This is a genomic window from Glutamicibacter halophytocola (assembly GCF_001302565.1).
In the GTDB taxonomy this organism is placed as follows: domain Bacteria; phylum Actinomycetota; class Actinomycetes; order Actinomycetales; family Micrococcaceae; genus Glutamicibacter; species Glutamicibacter halophytocola.
In genome coordinates this window covers 2,245,211-2,266,280 of sequence record NZ_CP012750.1, presented here as the reverse complement: position 1 = coordinate 2,266,280, position 21,070 = coordinate 2,245,211, and the positions used below count along the sequence as shown (strand labels likewise).

22 protein-coding genes are annotated in these 21,070 nt (G+C 58.5%); 17 read left to right on the top strand and 5 right to left on the bottom strand.

Features of this window, described 5'->3' with window-relative positions; genetic code table 11:
* Nucleotides 1-42 precede the first annotated feature (42 nt).
* Both AOZ07_RS10455 and AOZ07_RS10450 read left to right on the top strand, forming a co-directional pair.
* The gene (locus AOZ07_RS10455; protein WP_060701937.1) at nucleotides 43-630 is read left to right on the top strand and encodes a DUF5998 family protein; all 588 of its coding nucleotides are present in this window, start codon (nucleotides 43-45) and stop codon (nucleotides 628-630) included.
* A 2-nt stretch (nucleotides 631-632) separates the two neighbouring features.
* On the top strand, nucleotides 633-1,817 hold the full coding sequence (locus AOZ07_RS10450) for an alkaline phosphatase family protein (RefSeq protein WP_060701936.1): 1,185 nt from the start codon (nucleotides 633-635) through the stop codon (nucleotides 1,815-1,817).
* A 64-nt stretch (nucleotides 1,818-1,881) separates the two neighbouring features.
* On the opposite strand, the gene sepH is transcribed toward AOZ07_RS10450, so the two are convergent.
* The gene (sepH, locus tag AOZ07_RS10445) at nucleotides 1,882-2,943 is read right to left on the bottom strand and encodes a septation protein SepH (RefSeq protein WP_060701935.1); all 1,062 of its coding nucleotides are present in this window, start codon (nucleotides 2,941-2,943) and stop codon (nucleotides 1,882-1,884) included.
* 261 nt (nucleotides 2,944-3,204) lie between these two features.
* On the opposite strand from sepH, the gene AOZ07_RS10440 reads away from it, so the two are divergent.
* A complete protein-coding gene (locus AOZ07_RS10440) occupies nucleotides 3,205-3,504 on the top strand; it encodes a DUF4193 family protein (protein ID WP_060701934.1) in 300 nt (99 codons plus the stop codon).
* A 69-nt stretch (nucleotides 3,505-3,573) separates the two neighbouring features.
* On the opposite strand, the gene AOZ07_RS10435 is transcribed toward AOZ07_RS10440, so the two are convergent.
* Nucleotides 3,574-4,107 carry a DUF3093 domain-containing protein gene (locus AOZ07_RS10435; protein ID WP_060701933.1) on the bottom strand — a complete coding sequence of 178 codons (534 nt, stop codon included), beginning with the start codon at nucleotides 4,105-4,107 and terminating at the stop codon, nucleotides 3,574-3,576.
* A gap of 140 nt (nucleotides 4,108-4,247) precedes the next feature.
* Here AOZ07_RS10435 and dut point away from each other — a divergent pair, with 140 nt between their 5' ends.
* The 4 genes from dut (at nucleotide 4,248) to AOZ07_RS10415 (ending at nucleotide 6,605) form a co-directional block, all read left to right on the top strand.
* Entirely contained in the window at nucleotides 4,248-4,706 is a 459-nt protein-coding gene (gene dut, locus AOZ07_RS10430) for a dUTP diphosphatase (RefSeq protein ID WP_060701932.1), read from the top strand.
* Nucleotides 4,707-4,744: 38 nt separating this feature from the next.
* Nucleotides 4,745-5,434, top strand: a complete 690-nt coding sequence (locus AOZ07_RS10425) for a DUF3710 domain-containing protein (RefSeq protein ID WP_060701931.1) — start codon at nucleotides 4,745-4,747, stop codon at nucleotides 5,432-5,434.
* Nucleotides 5,435-5,436: 2 nt separating this feature from the next.
* Complete coding sequence (locus AOZ07_RS10420) at nucleotides 5,437-5,811, top strand: hypothetical protein (RefSeq protein WP_060701930.1); 375 nt, start codon at nucleotides 5,437-5,439, stop codon at nucleotides 5,809-5,811.
* Between the two features lie 65 nt (nucleotides 5,812-5,876).
* Nucleotides 5,877-6,605, top strand: coding sequence for a DUF3159 domain-containing protein (locus tag AOZ07_RS10415; RefSeq protein WP_060703415.1), 729 nt, complete (start codon nucleotides 5,877-5,879; stop codon nucleotides 6,603-6,605).
* On the opposite strand, the gene AOZ07_RS10410 is transcribed toward AOZ07_RS10415, so the two are convergent.
* Together AOZ07_RS10410 and AOZ07_RS10405 are read right to left on the bottom strand one after the other, a co-directional pair.
* Nucleotides 6,602-7,267, bottom strand: coding sequence for a potassium channel family protein (locus AOZ07_RS10410; RefSeq protein ID WP_060701929.1), 666 nt, complete (start codon nucleotides 7,265-7,267; stop codon nucleotides 6,602-6,604). The genes AOZ07_RS10415 and AOZ07_RS10410 overlap by 4 nt on opposite strands.
* 13 nt (nucleotides 7,268-7,280) lie before the next feature.
* The gene (locus AOZ07_RS10405; RefSeq protein WP_060701928.1) at nucleotides 7,281-7,958 is read right to left on the bottom strand and encodes a potassium channel family protein; all 678 of its coding nucleotides are present in this window, start codon (nucleotides 7,956-7,958) and stop codon (nucleotides 7,281-7,283) included.
* Nucleotides 7,959-8,103: 145 nt separating this feature from the next.
* On the opposite strand from AOZ07_RS10405, the gene AOZ07_RS10400 reads away from it, so the two are divergent.
* The 3 genes from AOZ07_RS10400 to acnA all read left to right on the top strand — a co-directional run bounded on the left by AOZ07_RS10400 (nucleotide 8,104) and on the right by acnA (nucleotide 14,347).
* The gene (locus AOZ07_RS10400; protein WP_098945505.1) at nucleotides 8,104-10,098 is read left to right on the top strand and encodes an APC family permease; all 1,995 of its coding nucleotides are present in this window, start codon (nucleotides 8,104-8,106) and stop codon (nucleotides 10,096-10,098) included.
* 26 nt (nucleotides 10,099-10,124) lie between these two features.
* Nucleotides 10,125-11,447: a class I SAM-dependent RNA methyltransferase gene (locus tag AOZ07_RS10395; protein WP_060703413.1), complete on the top strand. Its 1,323-nt coding sequence runs from the start codon at nucleotides 10,125-10,127 to the stop codon at nucleotides 11,445-11,447.
* Nucleotides 11,448-11,638: 191 nt separating this feature from the next.
* Nucleotides 11,639-14,347: an aconitate hydratase AcnA gene (gene acnA / locus AOZ07_RS10390; protein ID WP_060701927.1), complete on the top strand. Its 2,709-nt coding sequence runs from the start codon at nucleotides 11,639-11,641 to the stop codon at nucleotides 14,345-14,347.
* 93 nt (nucleotides 14,348-14,440) lie between these two features.
* Here acnA and AOZ07_RS10385 read toward each other — a convergent pair whose 3' ends face one another.
* Nucleotides 14,441-15,076: a class I SAM-dependent methyltransferase gene (locus AOZ07_RS10385; protein WP_060701926.1), complete on the bottom strand. Its 636-nt coding sequence runs from the start codon at nucleotides 15,074-15,076 to the stop codon at nucleotides 14,441-14,443.
* Nucleotides 15,077-15,157: 81 nt separating this feature from the next.
* On the opposite strand from AOZ07_RS10385, the gene AOZ07_RS10380 reads away from it, so the two are divergent.
* The 7 genes from AOZ07_RS10380 (at nucleotide 15,158) to AOZ07_RS10350 (ending at nucleotide 20,755) form a co-directional block, all read left to right on the top strand.
* Nucleotides 15,158-15,724 carry a GNAT family N-acetyltransferase gene (locus tag AOZ07_RS10380; protein ID WP_060701925.1) on the top strand — a complete coding sequence of 189 codons (567 nt, stop codon included), beginning with the start codon at nucleotides 15,158-15,160 and terminating at the stop codon, nucleotides 15,722-15,724.
* The gene (locus tag AOZ07_RS10375; protein WP_060701924.1) at nucleotides 15,721-16,578 is read left to right on the top strand and encodes a phosphotransferase; all 858 of its coding nucleotides are present in this window, start codon (nucleotides 15,721-15,723) and stop codon (nucleotides 16,576-16,578) included. The genes AOZ07_RS10380 and AOZ07_RS10375 overlap by 4 nt, the downstream gene beginning before the upstream one ends.
* 164 nt (nucleotides 16,579-16,742) lie before the next feature.
* Nucleotides 16,743-18,710 carry a 1-deoxy-D-xylulose-5-phosphate synthase gene (gene dxs, locus AOZ07_RS10370; RefSeq protein WP_060701923.1) on the top strand — a complete coding sequence of 656 codons (1,968 nt, stop codon included), beginning with the start codon at nucleotides 16,743-16,745 and terminating at the stop codon, nucleotides 18,708-18,710.
* Nucleotides 18,707-19,297: a DUF402 domain-containing protein gene (locus tag AOZ07_RS10365; protein WP_060701922.1), complete on the top strand. Its 591-nt coding sequence runs from the start codon at nucleotides 18,707-18,709 to the stop codon at nucleotides 19,295-19,297. Before dxs ends, AOZ07_RS10365 begins: the two co-directional genes overlap by 4 nt.
* A 44-nt stretch (nucleotides 19,298-19,341) precedes the next feature.
* The gene (locus AOZ07_RS10360; protein WP_060701921.1) at nucleotides 19,342-19,911 is read left to right on the top strand and encodes a hypothetical protein; all 570 of its coding nucleotides are present in this window, start codon (nucleotides 19,342-19,344) and stop codon (nucleotides 19,909-19,911) included.
* 6 nt (nucleotides 19,912-19,917) lie between these two features.
* Nucleotides 19,918-20,397 (top strand): GNAT family N-acetyltransferase, encoded by a 480-nt coding sequence (locus AOZ07_RS10355; RefSeq protein WP_075972478.1) that lies wholly within the window; start codon nucleotides 19,918-19,920, stop codon nucleotides 20,395-20,397.
* A 22-nt stretch (nucleotides 20,398-20,419) separates the two neighbouring features.
* On the top strand, nucleotides 20,420-20,755 hold the full coding sequence (locus AOZ07_RS10350; RefSeq protein WP_194943638.1) for a hypothetical protein: 336 nt from the start codon (nucleotides 20,420-20,422) through the stop codon (nucleotides 20,753-20,755).
* Nucleotides 20,756-21,070 lie beyond the last annotated feature (315 nt).

Below are 21,070 nucleotides of genomic sequence, written 5' to 3'. Positions count from 1 at the left end.
GCAAAACGTGAATTGGGCGTAGCTACTGAGTAGAATTGGCTTATGAGTTCTCCAACATATTCGACTGCTCCGGGCGCTGAGCTTCTCGACGATCTGGTACGGGCGGGCTTCTACCCGCAGATGGTTCAGGATGTCCTTGCCGAAGCAATGACCGGGCAGCCAGTACTCGACCACTATGTACATCTGGAAACTCATTTCGACCACACCGAAGTGCACCGCCATATTACGGTCATGGTGAAGAGCGAAAAGGTGCTTTTCATTTTGCACGTCGATGACCAGCAGCTTGATGACCATGGCAAGGACGTTATGGCTCAGGTTTCCGTTGAAATGATTGCACTATCACGTATCTCGTCGGTAGCAACGAGCTATGTGTACCACCAGCCACAGCACTATTCATCCGGGGATCCAGTGAAGGAATTGACCTTCGGCATGTCCTGGGGCGGCACCAAGCGCATTGACCTGGCTCCGGCTGCCTGTGGCGATCCCCAATGCGATGCCGACCACGGGCTCAACGGCACGTCCCAGCCCGAAGACCTGGTTATCCGTGTCAGCGCCGAGGCTGATGGACAGCGTGCTGTCAATAAAGCACGCGAATTTGCGGTGCGACTGCGATTGGCTACGATCGCTTGAGCATGCACGAGTCGCTGAACGCAGCTGAACTTTCGGTGCCAGCACAAAAAATCCCGGATGCGCCGCAGTATGGCCAAGCGACGCTATCTGAAATTCTTCCTTCGGCTGCAACTGCCTTGGGGGTTCCTGGATTCAGCAACGCCCTGGGGCTCCAACCGACTAGGCGCGTTGTGGTGATCATGGTTGATGGCCTGGGCTGGAACCAGCTCAAAAGCCACGTTGGGCATGCACCGTTTTTGCGTTCACTATTTGCCGAAGGCCGCAAGCTTGGAACAGGATTCCCCTCGACCACGGCAACCTCTCTGAGCAGTCTTGCCACCGGCGTTACCCCGGGCGAACACGGAATGCTCGGCTATGACGTGGTGGATCCGGCCCGGCGTCGCGTTGTCAACCAGCTTGGCGGCTGGCCTAGCGACCTCAACCCGGAAGCCTGGCAAACCCGTCCTACGGTTTTCGAAAAGGTGGCGGAGCACGGCATACATGTCGCAACGGTGTCCATCCCAATGTTTGCGAAGTCCGCATTAACCAGGGCATCGCTGCGCGGGCCTAAATTTGTGGCGGCGAATCAGCCGTTGGCACGGGCACGAGCTACGCACACCGTCTTTGAATCCCAGCGCAATGCGCTGGTGTACACGTACTTTAATGAGCTGGACAAGACTGGCCACAAATTCGGTGTCGATTCCAGCCAGTGGCGCGACACTTTGGAAGAGCTTGACTACGTCATCAAGAGCCTCGTGTCACGGTTGCCGGAAGAAACCACGGTGCTGATTACGGGCGACCACGGGATGGTGGATGTTCCCGAATCGCAGCGGATCGACTACAGCAGGTATCCGGAACTGGTTGATGGCGTCGAGCTGACGAGCGGGGAACCGCGTGGAGTCCAGCTGACCTTCGCACCGGGGACAGACGAAACCAGCAGGCTCAAAGTCAAGCACGCATGGCATAAGGAATTTGGTTCCAAAGCGTGGATCTTGACCCGCCAAGAGGCCATAGATCGTGGCTATTTTGGGCCGATCACCCCAGAACATGAAGCCAGGCTCGGGGATCTGATGATCCTGGCTGCGGAATCCATTGCTTTTTACGATGGCCGCAGGGTCGCTCCCATGGCTTTTGAAATGGTTGGGCAGCATGGCTCTCTCACATCGGGGGAGCGATACGTTCCGCTGCTGGTGCATCGAACCAAATAGAAAATGCGATCGGGCAACACCTTCAGGTGTTGCCCGATCGCATTCAAGCACGGCTGGTTCCGGATTAGGAATCCGTATCCTTTTTGCGCTTGCCGAACATGATGTCGTCCCAGCTCGGTACCGATGAGCGCTTCGCCTTGCGCGGCGAGGAATCATCGTTGTTCTGCTCGCCTTGCTTGTCCTCGGCGTCGGAGTCACCTTGATCGGAACCGGTGACGACAACCAACTGCGAAGTCCGCGGCGAAATTCCCTGCGGAAGGTGAGGCAGCGAATCCTCTTCATCAGTGTCGTACTTGCTCATGCCGCGTTCAATGATGTCATTGAAACGGGATTCGCGTTCTGGATCCTGATCCTTTGGCCGCTGGCCTCGACGAGCATTGAGCAGTGTTACCAGCTCTTCAGTTTCATCAGCTTCAGGGGTGTTGGTCGCAGGCTGCTCTGGTTCCGGCTGGCTTACTGCCGAGATCGGGCGAAAGTATTCCGGCGCGACCTGTTCGCTGAGCGTCTGGGCCCAGCGATTCAGGTTCTTCAACGTTTTGCGTGCCGGGGCAAAGGCCCAGCGGGCGACGTTCCCGGAAACCTCAGAGGAGTCAGCTCCCAAGGATTCAACATTTTCGGTTGGCAACGGCGAATCGAATTCAACGGTAATGATCCACTGGCCTTCTGGATCCTTCCACGAGTTCCACCGAGCGGTTTCGCTATCGATGTGCAACTGGTTGAAGCGGTGCACGACCATGGAGCCCAGATCGGCAGGTTCTTCTCCAAAGACTTCGCGATATTCAGCATCGGTCTGAGGACCGGAGACCTCCACACGGCGAGCCAGCTCGGCTATGTGTTCGCGCTCGGCAAGCACCGGACCTTCGTACTTCACGATGTCCTCAACGGGAATATCCCATTCAAGGGACAGATCGTAGGCAGAAGCACCGGCACGCACGCGGGCCTGAATTTCACGTGGCGAGTGGACCGAGGACTCTTCGCGATTTCTCGGAGCCCGCGAGCGAGCTATTTCTGCCATTGCACTGCGCAGTGCATCGTCAACGGGGAGCTCGTAGCTCATCCCGTCGTCGCTGCTGACCTGCAGGCTGGAACCATTTTCATGAATTCCTACCAGTCTCAGCTGACGCATTAATACCCTCCACACGCTCTATTTCCTGAGTAAAACTCTGCCACCTCGAAGGCTGAATTCCTACCACCGCCCCGGGTGTGGCGCAAGAATAGTCATCAACTTCACGCCTTATTTCCCGATAACTTCAGCCGGTGGCTGATGTCCTGCCCCATGGGAATGGATTGCCCGGAAGAACGTTATACTTTTAGGCCGGTGTGAATTTTTCACGTTGTGGACCTACCGGCTCGATTGAATACCTGCAGGAAAGAGCGAAAAACGATCATGGCAATTGAATCTGCTGCACCAGCCGTTATCTCGGAAGAGGATCGCGCCAAGGAGATCGCTGAGCTTAAAGCGGGCAAGACCGCTGAAATGGCAAACCTGATCGATGAGTCTGAAGCATCGTTGGCCGAAGAATATGTGTTGCCGGGCGGAGAGGCAGCCCAGGAGGAAGCCAGCGTAGAGATTCTTAGCGAACAAGCTGATGAATTCACATGCGCGTCCTGCTTCATGGTCCGGCACCGTACGCAGCTGGTGCGCGAAGAGAACGGCCAGAAGTTCTGCAGCGAGTGCGAAGGATAAATCCCCAACACTGATCGTTCAGTATTGGGGATCTTCTATGCGGATATTCCTGCTCTGGCAGCCTCGAAATCAGTCTTCAGGAGTCAGCGGAGAGTCTTCCCCGGCTTCGGCTTCTGCCTTGCCTTCTTCGGTGAACTCATACATGACTCCGCCTAGGGAAGCTGCCAATTCTTCGGGGCGGCGGGTGGAAGTAAGCCAGTACGGAGTGGTATCCCGCTCATCGGTAACTTCCATTTTGACCACGCCATCTAGCCATCCACGCAACAACATGTAAGCCAGGCCGTGCAATTTCTGCCCACGCTGCTTGAAGGCTTCTTCGCCGCGGTAGCCCACTACTTCACCGACAAACTGTCGTTCGATGCTGGCACGGCCGACAGTTACCGTCGAATCGGTGACTTCGATGCTCGGCACGCGCACGAGGAAAATGACCACGAGGGCAACGAGCATTGCCGCTCCGATGCCCCAGCCGAGCGGGGCGCTGATCGGCGCAACAGCGATACCGGCGGTCAATGCGATAATGATTGGCCAAATCCAGGTGCTGGCCGAAGGCCAAAGTTTTTCGCTGTACAGGACGCTCGATGCCGCAGGGCTGGTGTTACTCATGATTCCAAGTCTAGGCAATAATTCTTTGAGCCAAGAACGGGGCGCATGTGACAGCCCATTCCTAGCCGCGCACGATAGAGTTAACTCAACAAAACTGTCGAACGACCACTTCACAAAACTCCCGGGGGATAACCAAACTGATGAGTGAGCCAACAATCTCGATCGCCATCAAGATGCTAGACAGCGAATTGCCAGTGCCTGGTTATGCTCACCCTTCGGACGCTGGCGCTGACTTGCACGCACGCGAAGGACTGGTGCTTCAGCCAGGTGAACGCGCACTGGTTCGTACAGGCATCGCGTTGGCTATTCCCCACGGGTATGTCGGGCTGGTGCACCCGCGCAGCGGGCTGGCTACCAAGCATGGGATAACGGTTGTTAATGCCCCGGGCACTGTTGACGCGGGGTACCGCGGTGAGATCATGGTCACGCTGTTGAATACTGACAAGAAGGAAGCCTTTTCGATCAACCGCGGCGACCGCATTGCCCAGCTTGTGATCCAGAAGGTCGAACAGGCGGTGTTCACCCAAGTCGATTCCCTCGAGGAGACGGCCCGTGGCGCCGGTGGCTTCGGATCCACTGGTGGATTCAGCGCCAATTAAGCACTGATTGACAATCAGCCAAGTTTTCTAAGGAAACCATGATTTTTAAGCGCAAGAAAACCAAAGAGCAGGAAGCCCCGGTTGAATCGAACGAGGTTTCCGCCAGTTCTGAAGAACCAAAAACTGGTCCGTACGACATCAACGATGTGGCGGACACTAATGAGTACCTCGACTTCGGTTCGATCCTGATCAAGCCGGTGAGCGGGCTCAAGGTTCGAATGGACGTCGAAGAATCCAATAAGCGAGTGATCGCGGTTTCGCTGGAAATTGCGGAGTCGCGAGTACAGCTCATGGCCTTCTCCTCTTCGAAGTCCGAGTCGCTATGGCCTGGCATCAAGGACAAGATCAAGAGCGATATCACCGCGCAAAACGGCGAGATATTCAAGCGCGATGGCGACTATGGAGAAGAGCTGCTGGCCAAAGTTCCACAGCAGTTGCCAGATGGCCGTGCCGGCCACGTCGCACTGCGTTTCGTGGGAATCGACGGACCTCGCTGGTTCCTTCGTGCAGTCATCGGCGGCAATGCAATTGCCAATGAAGAAGCAGCGGCAACCGTGGATGGGATCTTGCGCGATGTCATCGTCAACCGCGGCGACAAGCCATTGCCTCCCGCAGAATTGCTGCCCTTGAATGTGCCGGCAAATGCTCAGACCCGTCCAGTTCAGGAAGACGCTCAGCCTGAGATCAAGCGGCCCGAGCGCGGACCAGAGATTACCCAGATCGGCTAATCATGTCGTTGAAGGATAAGCCGGTCGCGGCGCATCTGGGCCCATCGGATCCGACATTGAACTATCAGTGCCTGGACTCGCTGGACCAGTTGCCCGTCAAAGGCAGGGTCAAGCACACCGGGTACGTCCAATCTGTCAGCTACTCCGCGCCCAACGAGGCGCCATTGCTCAAAGCTGTGGTAGTCGACAAGCTTGGCAGCGTTGCGGCTCGACGTGGCACGGTGGCCCATGTGCGTTTGATCTTCATGGGGCAAAAGTCGGTACCGGGTATCAAGCCCGGGGTGAAAGTTACCTATTCTGGGATGGTCGCTCCGGTGGAACAGATCCCAACGATCTTTAATCCGCGTTATGTAATTGTCCCGGTACCCCGCGGGTAGCTGGAGACTAATTTCCGCAGTGGCGGGGCAGCCTGTGTGCTGTTGGAAATATGGAAGTGGGCATCATGCACGACGAGGAATCCGGGCGCGACGGCGACCAGCAACCTGAGCCAGAGGCCAAACCGTCTTTTGCGTCGATGATTGGCGCGAATTCCAATATCGCCCAGAACGCGGATGGCGGGATCGATCTGCTGTCGACCGTCGGCGGCGTACGCGGAATCCTTGAAACGGTGCTGCCCGGCTTTATCTTCATCATGGTTTTTGCCTTGAGCAGCAACCTGACCTGGGCACTGTTTGCCTCGATCGGCCTTGGAGTGATTTTCATGGTCATCCGACTGGCCAAGCGCTCTACATTGATTCAGTCCGCTTCTGGCCTGATCGGCATCTTGATTTGTGCCTTCGCCGCCCGTCATACGGGCAACGCGAAAGACTACTACATCCCCGGGTTCTATACTTCCGGCGCCTACCTGCTCGCACTGGTTGTCTCCGTAGTTCTCCGCTGGCCGTTGATTGGCCTGCTGTTCGGATTCATCCGCAATGAAGGCGTCGAATGGCGCAATAAGGCCGATCGGCTGCGCCGCTACCAGATCGCGACGTGGATCATCATCGGGGTCTTTGCCTTGCGCCTGGCGGTGCAACTGCCGATGTACTACACCGATCATGTGGTGGCGTTGGGCGTTGCCCGGGCCTTGATGGGCGTTCCGCTGTACGCCGCCGGGCTGTGGTTTGCCTGGCTCTTGTCCAAGCCAGCTGAAACCGCAACCGGCGACTCCTCGGGGGCAGTGGCGAACTAGCGGGTGGCTTCGCGCAAGGTCCGGCGCAACAGCGGTTCTGCTTGGGGGGTGGTGATGAAGAAGATTTCATCGCCACCCTCAACTACGTCATCTGCACTTGGCGGGAAGGGCGTCTTGTCGCGGACCACTGCCATGAGCGTGGTGTCCTGCGGCCAGGGAATTCGCCCGATGGTGCGTCCAATGAGCGCGGAGTCGTGGGGAACGGTAAATTCCACCATGTAGACCTCGCCGGTTTTCAATGTCAGCAGGCGCACCAGGTCGCCGACTTCCACGGCTTCCTCGACCAGGGCAGTCATCAAGCGCGGGGTGCTGACCGCAACGTCGACTCCCCAAGCATCGTCGAACATCCACTCATTTTTTGGATTATTCACCCGGCCTACGGTGCGACGGATGCCAAATTCGCTCTTTGCCAACAGCGAGACAACAAGATTGACCTTGTCATCACCGCTGGCGGAGACCACCACATCGTAATCCTCTAGATGCGCTTGCTGCAGAACCGCAAGCTCGCAGGCGTCGCCGATCAGCCATTTCACTCCTTGGAGATCTTCGCGCTGCGCCATCTCGGGTTGGATATCGATGAGCAAGACCTCGTGGTCGTTGATTAGCAGTTCGCGGGCGATGGAGGAACCGACCGAACCGGCTCCGGCAATCATGACCTTCATGGGGTCCTCTCAGTCAGTCGTTGGGCAGGGGAGCGGGAGGGCTGGCAAGGATCTTTTCAACGTCCTTGAGCTGATCTATGCGCATCATGACATGGACCAGATCCCCGCCTTGCAGGCGGGTGCGGTTCTGCGGAATAGTGCCTTCGCCAAATCGAGTGAGGTAGGCAACGCGCACGCCAGCGGCGGCTTCCAGATCCTTGACCAGGCGGCCGTACCAGTCCCGGTTCAGTGCTACTTCAGTGAGAACCAAACGTCCCGACGGTTCCCGGAAGTCCCCGCGCATCGAATAGTCGGGCAGAATTCGGCGCAATACCTGGTCGGTGCTCCAACGCACCGCAGCTACCGTGGGTATGCCCAGGCGCTGGTAGATTTCGGCGCGTCCCGGATCATAAATACGGGCCACCACATGGGGAACGTTATAGGTTTCGCGGGCTACGCGAGTAGCGAGAATGTTGGAATTATCACCGCTGGATACGGCAGCAAACGCATAGGCGCCATCAATCTTGGCCGCTTCCAAGGTGTCGCGGTCAAATCCTCGTCCGGTCACCGTAAGACCGGCGAAGTCCTTGCCCAGACGGCGGAAAGCATGGGGGTCTTGATCGATGATTGCCACCGAATGTCCCGCTGAATCCAGTGTATGGGCTAGCGAAACGCCGACGCGGCCGCACCCCATGATCACAAAATGTGCCACCGAGAACTCCTTGGATTGCTGCTTGCGATGATTAGTCCGGAGCACCGCCTAACGGTGCTCCGAATGCAACAATAGCGCTGTTCGGTCCAAGATTATTGGCGGCGAACCGCCCGTGTGCCTTGCGCACCTGCGATAACGTTATGACGTGCCTGCATTATTTGATGGTCTCAAGAGGATTTTGGTGGGACGGCCCTTCAGCACCGAACAGCTGAAAAAGAAGCCGTTGCCACCGAATGTTGCGTTGCCGATTTTCTCCTCCAGCGCCTTGTCGTCATTGGCCTATGCGCCAGATGAAATTCTGCTGACCCTGGCCATGGCCGGCATTGCTGCAACGATGCTCTCCCCGGCGGTGGGCGTCGCCGTTTTGGCCGTACTGGTGGTATTGGTGCTTTCCTACCGTCAATCGGTGGTTGAGTATCCTTCTGGCGGCGGCGATTACGAGATCGTCAAAAAGAATCTTGGCGCACGCTCGGGCACTGCCGTAGCTGCCGCCTTGCTCGTCGACTTTGTGCTGACAGTTGCGGTCTCCAGCTCTTCGGCGGCCGCGTATCTCAGCGCAATATTCCCGTTCCTGGGCGAGCACAAGGCCTGGGTTGCGGCCGCTCTGGTGGCCTTGCTGGTGGTGGGAAACCTCCGTGGCACCGGCCAGGGGCGGTGGACCCTGGCCATTCCGGTGTATCTCTTTGTTGCCGGGATGCTGTTGCTCATTGCCATTGGCGGCGTCATGGCTCTCACCGGAAACCTCGGCCTGGCGCCTAGCGCAGAATTCACGATCGTCCCCGAAGCGGAATTTTCTACCGGTTTGCAGGGGATGGTGGGCGCACTTCTGATCCTCCGTGCCTTTAGCACCGGATCGGCCGCCTTGACCGGTATCGAAGTGCCGATTTCCAATGTCCAGACACTGGCCAAGCCCCGGGCCAAAAACGCGGGCCGGATCCTGCTGGTACTGGGCTTGCTTTCCGGCGTACTCACCCTTGGCACCCTGATGCTTGCACGCGCCACCGGCATTAAAGTGGTCGCCGACCCGCACGAATCATTCCTGCTCCACGGCGGACCGATCCCCGAGGGCTTCGTCCAGGTGCCGGTATTGGGGCAATTGGCCCAGGCGGTCTTCGGCGACTACACGCTGGGCCTCATCCTCGTGTCGGTGTTGACTATCGCGGTGCTGCTCCTGGCTGGAAACCAGGCCTTTAATTCATTCCCGTCGCTGGCCAGCCACTTGGCCACCGACGGTTTCCTGCCGCGCCAATTGCGAACCCGCGGAGACCGGCTGGGGTTCTCCAACGGCATCCTGTCCTTGGGCGTGGCCGCCATTGCCCTGGTGCTGCTCTTCCAAGGCGACGTGACATTGCTGGTGCAGCTCTACGTTGTCGGCGTTTTCGTCTCCTTTACACTCAGCCAGCTGGGCATGCTCAAGCACTGGAAGCGTGTTCTGGTTCCTGTCGCGGACCGGAGGATTCGCGCTGCGAAACAGCGCAAGCGCATGCTGAATCTGGTCGGCTTGATCCTCTCGGCCCTGGTGCTGGTGGTCGTCCTGGCTACCAGGTTCGTGCACGGCGCGTGGCTGGCGCTGCTGGGCATCGTGGTGCTGATGCTGATCATGGATTCCCTGCAGCGTCACTATCAGAAGGTCGATGCGGAATTGGCAGTCGACGAGGATTATGCGGCCACCGCCTTGCCTTCGCGAGTGCATGCCCTGGTTCTGGTCTCCACGGTGCGCAAGCCCGTGCTTCGCGCACTGGCGTTCGCCCGCGCTTCCCGGCCTTCGAAGCTGGAGGCAATCATCGTTGACGTCGAGCGCGCGAAAACTGAAAAGACCCTTGAGGACTGGGAGCGTTTGGGCATTCCCGTGCCGATTACGGCCTTGGCTTCGCCCTACCGCGACATCCCCGGTGCGCTGATCGAACATATTCGTTCCATCAAGCGCGAGTCGCCACGCGAACTGATCGTGGTGTACATCCCCGAATACGTGGTCGGGCATTGGTGGGAGCAACTGGTCCACAACCAGACCGCGCTGAGAGTGAAAAATCGCCTGCACTATGAACCAGGGGTGCTCATCGCCTCGGTGCCCTGGCGCTTGCTTAGCGCTTCGCGCGCTGTCGGTGGCGGGGCCACCGAAGAATACTCGGCACACCGCTAACAATGCTTCTGACGAAAGACGAAAACATGACTGAATCACCACTGCTGCAGGTTCGCTTGGGCAATATCGCCCATGGAGGGCACACGGTGGCCCGCCACGAGGGTCGCGTGATTTTTGTGCGCCACGGCATTCCCGGCGAATTGGTATCGGTTCGGCTGACCGATTCGGCGCCCGATGCAAAATTCTGGCGCGCCGACGTCGTTGAGGTGCACGAGGCCAGCGAGCACCGGGTACCGCATTTCTGGGATGCAGCTGACGCGCTGAAGCACCGCGACCCGGTGGGTGGCGCAGAATTCGGCCATATTTCGCTGGAGCATCAGCGCGAGCTCAAGGCGCGGGTGGCCGCCGAACAGTTCACTCGCCTGGCCGGGCTGAAGGCAGAGGACTACAACTTCCCGCCGGTTCAAGCGGTCGCTGGAGCAGCCGATGGCCTGGGGTGGCGTACCCGCATGTCGTACTCGGTGGATGGCTCGGGCCACTTGGCGATGAGCGCTTTTCGCAGCAATAAGCTCACGAGCATCGAGTCGATGCCCTTGGCGCATTCCGCCATCGAGAGCAGCGGGATCTACGCAGTGGACTACACGGGCATTGACCGCGTGGAAGTTGCGGTGTCCAGCGCGGATGATCAAACGATCCTGGTGCTGCTTTCTGAAGCCAAGCAAGGTGCAGCCGCCAAGGTAGCCAAGCAATTCCCCGAAGGGGTGAATGTTGCCTCTTTCAGCCAGCATGGCGGGTCGGCGGCAGATGGCAAGGGATCGTTGCAGGTTTTGGCCGGCAACCCATGGCTGGGCGAAAAAGTCCTGGGGGAGAAGTATCGCATTACCGGCGAAGGTTTCTGGCAGGTGCACCGTTCAGCAGCCAGCTTGCTCAGCGAACGCGTTCTCGACTTGATCGAGCCGTCGCGCGGTGAGCACATCGCCGATCTTTATGCCGGAGCAGGATTGTTCTCGTTGCCTTTGGCTAAGTCGGTGGGACAGCAAGGACGGATTTTTTCGATCGAGGGTGCCCCGGGAACCCACGCCGATGCGAAGAAAAATCTGAAGGCGTTCGGGCAAGCTACCGTGATTCGCGGCCGCGTTGAGCGGGTTTTGCGCCAGGTGTCCCGCGATGCCCAGCTGGACGCGGTGGTGCTTGATCCGCCGCGTGCAGGAATCGACAAGCAAGTCGCCACGGAACTGGGCTCCAGCGCTGTATCGCGCATTTGTTACGTCTCCTGCGACCCGGCGTCTTTTGCCCGGGATATCGCCAGATTGACGTCACGCGGCTATGAATTAGAGCACGTCGAGATTCACGATTTATACCCGCATACCCACCATATGGAGTCCATCGGGCTCTTTGTCCGCCAGTAACGAGCTGAAATCGTACATTCTGACACGAATTTCGATGAAAGTTTATTCCGAGGAGTCTTTTTCCCACAGTTGGCGATAGACTGTTTTTAGCTCTGCCGCGCTAGGAACCTGACTATCTCAGTTAGGAACTCCTAACTGGAATTACAGTGTGCGCGTGCAACAGAATGAGTGTCTGGCGAGAGGAGTCCCACGTGAGCAATGTGGACAGCTTCGGTGCCAAAGGCGTACTTGACGTCAATGGAACCGAATATGAAATTTACCGACTGAACAAGGTTGAAGGCTCAGAAAGCCTTCCCTACAGCCTTAAGGTTCTGCTGGAGAACCTGCTTCGTACCGAAGACGGCGCGAACGTAACGAGCGAGCACATCAATGCACTGGGTCAGTGGGATGCTTCGGCTCAGCCGAACACCGAAATCCAGTTCACCCCGGCTCGTGTCATCATGCAGGACTTCACCGGTGTCCCTTGTGTTGTCGACCTGGCAACCATGCGCGAAGCCGTCAAGGACCTTGGTGGCGATCCAACCCGTGTGAACCCATTGGCACCTGCCGAAATGGTCATCGACCACTCCGTGCAGATCGACACCTTCGGTTTCGAAGGCGCTGTCGAGCGCAACATGGAAATTGAATACCAGCGCAATGGCGAGCGTTACCAGTTCCTGCGCTGGGGACAGACCGCATTTGACGACTTCAAGGTCGTCCCGCCGGGAACCGGCATCGTGCACCAGGTCAACATCGAGTTCCTGGCTCGCACCGTCATGACCCGCGAAGTGGGCGGCGTACTGCGCGCTTACCCTGATACCTGCGTCGGCACCGACTCGCACACCACCATGGTCAACGGCCTGGGCGTGCTGGGCTGGGGCGTTGGCGGCATCGAGGCCGAAGCAGCAATGCTCGGCCAGCCAGTGTCCATGCTGATCCCGCGCGTTGTCGGCTTCAAGCTCGCTGGCTCGATCCCAGCTGGCGCCACCGCAACCGACGTGGTTTTGACCATCACCGAAATGCTGCGCAAGCACGGTGTGGTCGGCAAGTTCGTCGAGTTCTACGGCGAGGGCGTGGCAGCTGTGCCACTGGCCAACCGTGCAACCATCGGCAACATGTCCCCAGAATTCGGCTCGACCGCCGCAATGTTCCCGATCGACGATGTCACCCTCGACTACCTGCGCCTGACCGGCCGCAGCGAAGAGAACGTGGCACTGGTCGAGGCTTACGCCAAGGAACAGGGCATGTGGCACGATGCAAGCCGCGAAATCCGTTTCTCGGAATACCTCGAGCTGGACCTGTCCACCGTTGTTCCATCGATCTCCGGCCCGAAGCGTCCGCAGGACCGCATCGAGCTGTCCTCTGCGAAGGAGCAGTTCCGCAAGGACCTGCACAACTACGTATCGGACTCCGAGGACACCCAGGGCGCTGGCCGCCCATCGGTAGCCGTGGACGTGACCAAGGAAGATGGCACCCAGTTCACCCTGGACCACGGCCTGGTTTCGATCGCTTCGATCACCTCGTGCACCAACACCTCCAACCCTTCGGTCATGCTGGCCGCAGCCGTTCTGGCTCGCAACGCCGCCGAAAAGGGCCTGACCTCCAAGCCTTGGGTCAAGACTTCGGTCGCACCAGGCTCGAAGGTTGTCACCGAGTACTACGAGAAGTCCGGCCTGCTGCCATACCTGGAGAAGCTCGGCTTCTTCGTTGTCGGCTACGGTTGCGCAACGTGCATCGGCAACTCCGGTCCATTGGATGCCGAGATCTCCGAAGCCATCCAGGCCAACGACCTCGCAGCCACCGCAGTCCTGTCGGGTAACCGCAACTTCGAAGGCCGCATCAACCCAGACGTGAAGATGAACTACCTGGCTTCCCCGCCACTGGTCATCGCCTACGCACTGGCTGGCACCATGGACTTCGACTTCGAAACCGACGCACTGGGCCAGGACGCCGAGGGTAACGATGTCTTCCTGAAGGACATCTGGCCATCGCCTGTCGAGGTCCAGGAGATCATCGATTCTTCGATCGACAAGGACATGTTCGCCAAGGGCTACGAAGGCGTCTTCGACGGCGATGACCGCTGGAAGGCACTGGACACCCCAGAGGGTTCGACCTTCGCTTGGGACGAGAAGTCGACCTATGCGCGCAAGGCACCATACTTCGAGGGCATGACCGCTGAGCCACAGCCTGTGTCGGACATTTCCGGCGCTCGCGTGCTGCTGAAGCTGGGCGACTCGGTCACCACCGACCACATCTCTCCTGCAGGTTCGTTCAAGTCGGAGACCCCGGCTGGCCGCTACCTCATCGAGAATGGCGTGGATCGCAAGGACTTCAACTCCTACGGCTCGCGCCGTGGCAACCACGAGGTCATGATCCGCGGTACCTTCGCGAACATCCGCATCAAGAACCAGCTGCTGGACGGCGTCGAGGGTGGCTTCACCCGCGACTTCACCCAGGAAGGTGCTCCGCAGGCTTACGTCTACGACGCTGCAGAGAACTACAAGGCTGCCGGCACCCCGCTGGTCGTTCTGGGTGGCAAGGAATACGGTTCGGGATCCTCGCGTGACTGGGCTGCCAAGGGCACCGCATTGCTGGGCGTCAAGGCCGTCATCACCGAGTCCTTCGAGCGCATCCACCGCTCGAACCTGATCGGCATGGGCGTTCTGCCACTGCAGTTCCCAGAGGGCGAGTCCGCTGATTCGCTGGGCCTGACCGGTACCGAGACCTTCGCAGTCGCCGGCGTGACCGAGCTGAACAACGGCACCACCCCGAAGACCCTGAAGGTTACCGCCACCGCTGTTGACGGCAAGGTGACCGAGTTCGACGCAGTTCTGCGCATCGATACCCCAGGTGAAGCTGACTACTACCGCAACGGCGGCATCTTGCAGTACGTACTGCGCCAGATCGCTGCTGCTAACTAGCAGATCCGTCCCGGCACACGCCGGGGTGATTCTCAAGTAGTTACGCAACACACAAAGATTTGAGGCCCAAGGCATTTGCCTTGGGCCTCAAATCTATTTAATCCCCGAGCCATCTGCGTGTTTGCGCTGGGCCACGATCTGCCCATGGCACCTGGCCCCGCTTCGGTCCCTGGTACCCCGATCCATGATCTCGAAACCTGCAGCCTCAACCAGCTTCGATAGCTCCCCAACCGGCCAGTACCACGCGGGTGCGACCTTGTGCTCGAATGGATGAACCTTCTGGGCAGCGAAAAAGCCCAGGAGCAATGCCCCGCCCGGTTGCAGCACTCTGGCCAATGAATTCAGAACTTCAGGCAGCTGCTCCGGCTGCGTGTGGATGATTGAATACCATGCGAGAACCCCTGAAAAACTGCCATCGGGGAAGGGCAACGCACTCATGTCAGCTAGCTGAAAAGTGCACTCTGAATAGTTTGCTGCGGCATGTTCTATGAATTCGGGCACCATGTCCACACCGATGGCCGGGCGTTCAGCGCTTGCAACGGCATGCGTCCACTGCCCGGGGCCGCAACCCGCATCCAGCACAGGGCCTGCCAAGTCCTGGGCCCATCGGGCGATCAGTTCCCGGTCTTCCGGCTCCGCCTGCTCGACTCGGCCGAACAACTCAATATAGGCTTCGGACAAGGAAGCGTAGCACTGGGCCGTGGGAATTGCGGAGTAAATCTGTGGCATGCTCACAGCCTAGCGAGCTGCACGGCCAACCCCGGTGGAACCTTGCCCAAGAGGCGCAAACGTGGCGTGGAAGGAGGGCCTGTGAAAGAGCTTCGCACCCATCGATTGATCCTGCGTGCGTGGGAGCCCTCGGACGCTTCATTCCTGCTGGATTTGGAATCACGCACGGAAACCATGCGGTACTTGGGGCCCGGTGCAACGCTCATGACGACGATGGAGGAAGCATTGGCCTCCATTGGCCGTCGACGCGCTGTGCGCGGAGCCGGGCAAGGGATTTGGGCAGTAGCGCGCCACGACACCGGCAGGCTCATCGGAAACCTATTGTGCAAGCCCATGAGCGAAGAAATGCAGCGCGCCATCGGCATCGGCTTCGAACAGCAACCCAGCGAAATAGGGTGGCATTTGCACCCCGCGGCTCAAGGCCAAGGGTGCGCCACGGAAGCTGCTCGTGCAGTGCTTGGCTACGCCAACCAGGCGAACGTGGATCAGCCGGTTTTCGCCATTGTAGATCCGCGCAACGAGGCATCGCAGAAAATTTGCGATCGTTTGGGGCTGCAGCGTTTCGGCCGCACCCGCGGATACGCCAGTGCTGAACACCTGGTCTATGTGGCCCCTTCGGCCAGAAGGCAGCCCGTGGGATTGCGATGACTGGAAATGATCCTGCGCAGTTCCTGGCCGCTGAACAAGCAGCTCAACTGCGTGCCTGGCTTGGCAACGTTGAGGTAGTTCGCGACCTTTCATGGAATCTTACCGACACAAGAGTGCTGCACCTTCGCACGAGCCAGCAGGATTGCATTCTCAAAACCGGGGGAGAAGGCAACCACCATATTTCTCGTGAGCTTATCGCGCATCAAAGTTACACCAGGGAACTGAAAACGCGCGGTCTCGCTGCGGAAATGCTGTTTTATAGCGAGGAACTGCGCCTAATGGTTTTGGACTACTTGCCAGGCACGCTCTGCGCGGGTACGGGAGACGAATTGAGTCCAGATATCCACCGTCAGGCCGGTGCCGCGCTAAAGATCTTCCATTCCCAGGCTTACCGGCTGGACCCGGACTACGAATCCCGATTGCTCGTAAAGTTCCGTCGGCTATTGTCCTCGGAACATCGAATCAGCGTGAGCCAATGCAAGGAGATCGAACGGATCTTTGCCGCGCAAGAGCCCCAAGATGCGGTGCTTGTTCCAACTCATGGTGACTGGCAGCCACGCAATTGGCTGGTGGATCAAGGCCAATTGCGAGCCATAGATTTTGGCAGATTCGAGTTTCGACCAGCTGCCAGCGACCTGGCCAGATTGGGCAGCCAGCAATTCAAAGGGCACCCGGAGCTGGAGTCCGCCTTCATCGAAGGCTACGGTGAGGATCCTCGCCACGAGCCGTCATGGCGGCTCATGCTCCTGCGAGAAGCCATCGGAACGGCCATTTGGGCATATCAAGTGGGCGATGCCGAATTCGAGGCGCAAGGACACCGGATGATTCAGGACGCGCTGGCGAGGTTCGAATAAGTGTCAGCTGTTCGCCAATGCAGGACGAGGTATTGAACGTCATTGCCTGGAAATTCGCGCTATCCGGAGCAGTGGCGGATAATAGGAGAAGCTTCCAACGCGGTAGACTAAGTATTTCGCATGGGCTCACGGCCACCACGGGCGAATTTGTAAAGGGGACGAGCGTGTCTTTGCTGAAGACCATCAAGAAACCAAGCGATCTGCGGGCGCTGACCCTGGAACAACTTCACGAGCTCGCGGATGAAATTCGTACTTTTCTCATTGATAACGTTGCTCGCACCGGCGGCCACCTGGGCCCTAACCTCGGCGTCGTCGAATTGACTCTGGGCATCCACCGAGTCTTTGACTCGCCACAGGACTCCATCGTCTTTGACACCGGACACCAGTCGTATGTCCATAAGCTCGTGACCGGGCGCCAGAACTTTGAGACCTTGCGCCAGCAGGGTGGCTTGTCGGGCTACCCCGACCGTGCCGAATCAGAACACGACGTGGTCGAGTCCTCCCACGCTTCCTCCTCGCTTTCGTGGATTGATGGCATTTCCCGTGCCAATAAGCTGATGCGCAACAATGAGCGCTATGCCGTGGCCCTCGTCGGCGACGGTGCCTTGACCGGCGGCATGGCCTGGGAAGCTGTAAACAACATCGCGGCCGATAAGGACCGCAAGGCCGTGATTGTGGTCAACGATAACGGCCGTTCGTACGCCCCGACTATTGGCGGCTTGGCTAATCAGCTCTCGGGACTTCGGCAGCAACTGGATAAGTTCCGCACCCATCCTGCGTACGAAACCGCGATGGAAAAGCTCAAGGACAAGCTCAAGGGCTCAGGACCCATTGGTGGTTTCACCTACAAGTCCCTTCATGCAACCAAAAAGGGAATCAAGGACTGGTGGGCTCCGCAGGGGCTTTTCGAAGATCTCGGGCTGAAATACATTGGCCCGATTGATGGGCACAACCAGCGCGCAGTCGAAGAAGCCCTGCAGCAGGCCAAGCAATATTCCGGTCCGGTGCTTGTCCATGCCCTGACCGAAAAGGGACACGGCTACGCGCCTGCCCGAGCCGATGAAGCTGACCAGTTCCATGCGGTGGGCATTATCGACCCGGTGACCGGCCTGCCCGTATCCAAGTCCAGCGCGCAAAGCTGGACCAGCGTCTTTGGCGAAGAAATCGCCAAGGTGGCCAAGGAACGCGACGATATTGTCGCGATCACCGGCGCCATGCTGCAACCGGTGGGCCTCAAGAAAATGGCCCAGGAGCATCCCGAGCGCGTGATCGATGTCGGCATCGCCGAACAGCATGCCATGACCACCGCAGCCGGATTGGCTTTCGGCGGACTGCACCCAGTGGTCTGCGTTTATGCGACCTTCCTGAACCGTGCCTTCGATCAATTGCTCATGGACGTCGCCTTGCACAAGGCCGGGGTTACCATCGTTCTCGACCGTGCCGGCGTTACAGGCCCGGATGGTGCAAGCCACCATGGCATGTGGGACATGGCGCTGACCCAAATTGTCCCGAACCTGCATTTGGCGGCACCACGCGACGCAGCACGTCTGCGTGAAGAGCTGCGTGAAGCATTGGATATCAATGATGCGCCGAGCGTTGTTCGCTTCTCCAAGGGCTCTGTGGGCGAACCCATTGATGCAATCGACCGCTTGCCAGATGGCGTAGATGTATTGGCGCGCCTGGGTGACAGGGCTGCGCCGGACGTCCTGATCGTTTCGGTCGGCGCCATGAGCGAGTTGTCACTTGACGTTGCCCAGCGGCTCAATAGCCAAGGTGTTTCGGTTACCGTGGTGGATCCTCGTTGGGTCTTGCCGATGCCGAAATCGGTGATTTCATTGGCTGCGCGCCACCGCATCGTGGTGTGCATCGAAGATGGAGTCCGGGCTGGCGGCGTTGGCTCCCGCCTGCGTACCGAAATGCGTGCAGCTGGTGTCGACACTGCACTGAACGAAGTCGGCCTGCCTACCGAATTCCTTGCCCACGGTTCACGAGCCGAAGTTCTTGATCGCGTCGGCTTGACCGCCCAGCAGGTGGCAAGGGACACGCTCGCCCAAGTGCTTGGCACCAAGGTTCCGTTTGCCCGTCCACTGCCAGGCCAGGATCTGCCCACGGGACAGATTCCCAAGCTATGAGTGCACTGCACAGCTTCCCCGTTGATTTGCCGCGCAACCCTGAAAGCATCGATTTCGGGGCCTTGGTGGTAGCCCGCGCCTGGAAATACAACGGCCTGCCGCATTGGGTGGTTCCGGGGTTCTACCTCGGGAAAGATGCGCACGGGCACTGGTTGTTCCAACCCGCTGGCTCACTGGTCGCAAGGCCTGGCGCAGCCCACTTGGCCCAAACAAATGCTCTGTGCCTGATTCCTCACGCGGGCTCATGGATCGCCACGCTGTATGCGGATTCTGCCGAGGATTTTGATGTCTACATCGATCTCTCCCATGCCATCGGATGGCGTCCGTTGCAGCATGGCGGCTGGGAAGTGAATTCGGTGGACCTTGACCTCGACGTCATCCGGTCGCGAAGCCGCGGTACTTTCCTCGACGACGAAGACGAATTCGAGGAACATGGGCGGTCAATGGACTACCCCGAGGTACTCAAGAACGAGATACGCGCAGCCAGCACGAAACTCCTCGATGCGGTTCAACGGGATGAAGCTCCCTTCAACCACTCGCACCGCCAAGGCTGGCTTGAAAAGGCCGACCAGCTTCACAACTTATAACCACATGCACTTCATTGATCTACTGACCTTGTAAAGGGAAACCAATGGCGATTATTCGCACCTATCGTTTGGACGAGAAAAACGTACTGCACTTCCGCGAAGCGTGGTTCCAGCAATTCGAGGACGAAGAAGTAGGCCAGTTCGTCATTAACCATGGCAGCGTGGGCCACATGTCCACCACCAGCAATGTCCAGGACGTGGATAACGATCGTGCCGATGAGCTGTTCGCTGGATTCTTGCAGGCTTGCGCCGATGAAGGCTACGCCGAAATCAGCGAGGAAGATCAGTCCTGGGTCATCGTGCAATACGCGTTGAAGTCGGCCACCGGCACCGAGCGTGACCACTACTTGGAAAAGAAGGCCAAGGAAGCTTTGACCGGGCACCTGGCATGGCGTGGATTGGGCACCGTGGAGTCCAGCGACTTTGCACCTCGGAAGATCAACATCCGTATTCTCACCCCGGCGCCTAAACAGGCAGTCGCAGCGATCAAGACGTGCATCCGTGAAGCGAAGCTGGACTTCACCAAAATGAGCATTGGCACCGCGGAATACGCAACGCCCGAGAAGCTCAAGAGCGTGCACCCAATGCCGCCGAAGCCAATGACCCTCGACTAGAGAACCATGCCTGCCCTTCAGCCCGAAGCCATGCAGGCTTCTGACCACGAAGCCATACGGAAACTGTCGCGGTCCCTGGGGCGTTCTTCAGAACCCTCCCGCTTTGGCGATAATGAATGCCAATTGGTGCTGAAAGATCCGCAAGGCCAGCTTGTCGGGTGGGCGAGAGCTGGCTGGTGGGGTCCAAGCGATCAGCTAGCTCCGGCTGGCTACTACCTCTCTGGTGTCGAAATTTCGCGAGAGCATCAGCATCGTGGATTCGCCTCGATACTGACCGCTGCGCGGCTGAAGTGGGTCGCCGAGCGGGACACTACAGCATGGTGCATCGTCAATGCACGGAATACCGGCTCGCTTGCCTTGCAGGCATCTTTCGGCTTCAAAGAAATAGCGAGAGCTTCCCACTTCGGGGCGGTGTCGTTCAGCGGAGGCTGTGGTCTATTGCTTCGCAAAGAACTCAGCGAAGACGCCATGATCCTCTGGGCTTGATTGTTATAGGAAATTAGGAGATATGATTCCTCAGGAAGATCGGGATGAGACTCCCGGTGCCCCTCGTAAGTCGTCGCAGATGGGCGCTACCCGCGTGCCCCTTCATCTGGTATTCCAAGCATTCGTCGGTGCCATTATTGGAATTGGGATTGTTTCGCTTCTCAGCGAGGTAGCTCCTGCGCAATTGGCTCTGGCCGGTGTCTTGGTGACGATCGTGGCCTGGATTATCGAGCACGGGTTCAACCTTCCAGCACCTAATTCCAAGCAAGGTGCCCGCGTGCGCTTGATCCTGCGGATGGTCTCGCTCATTGGCTTCACGCTGGCTGTCAGCCCGCTGCTGGCAATGCTGGAAGCTTAAGTTCGGGTGGACTTCGCAGCATCGGTGCAAACGGCGGCTGGATTTGTCATCGGGCTGGAAACGGGCAAGTCGATGGCCATGCCTAACGAGCAAGCGGCCCTGCTCGGTACCTAAATCAGCCTCGGGGCCCGCTTGGGCTATGAAGCGTTCATGATCATGCCGTAGTGCACCAAGGCCAGGGCAATTATTCATGGATTTCTGCGGCTATTCGCCCTGGGTGATTCCATCACGGAGTTGCAGTTCCTCGCAGCTGCCAATGGATTGTTCTGCTGGGAACCAAGGTAAAAATAAAAACGGATCAGGGCTTCTCTTCAA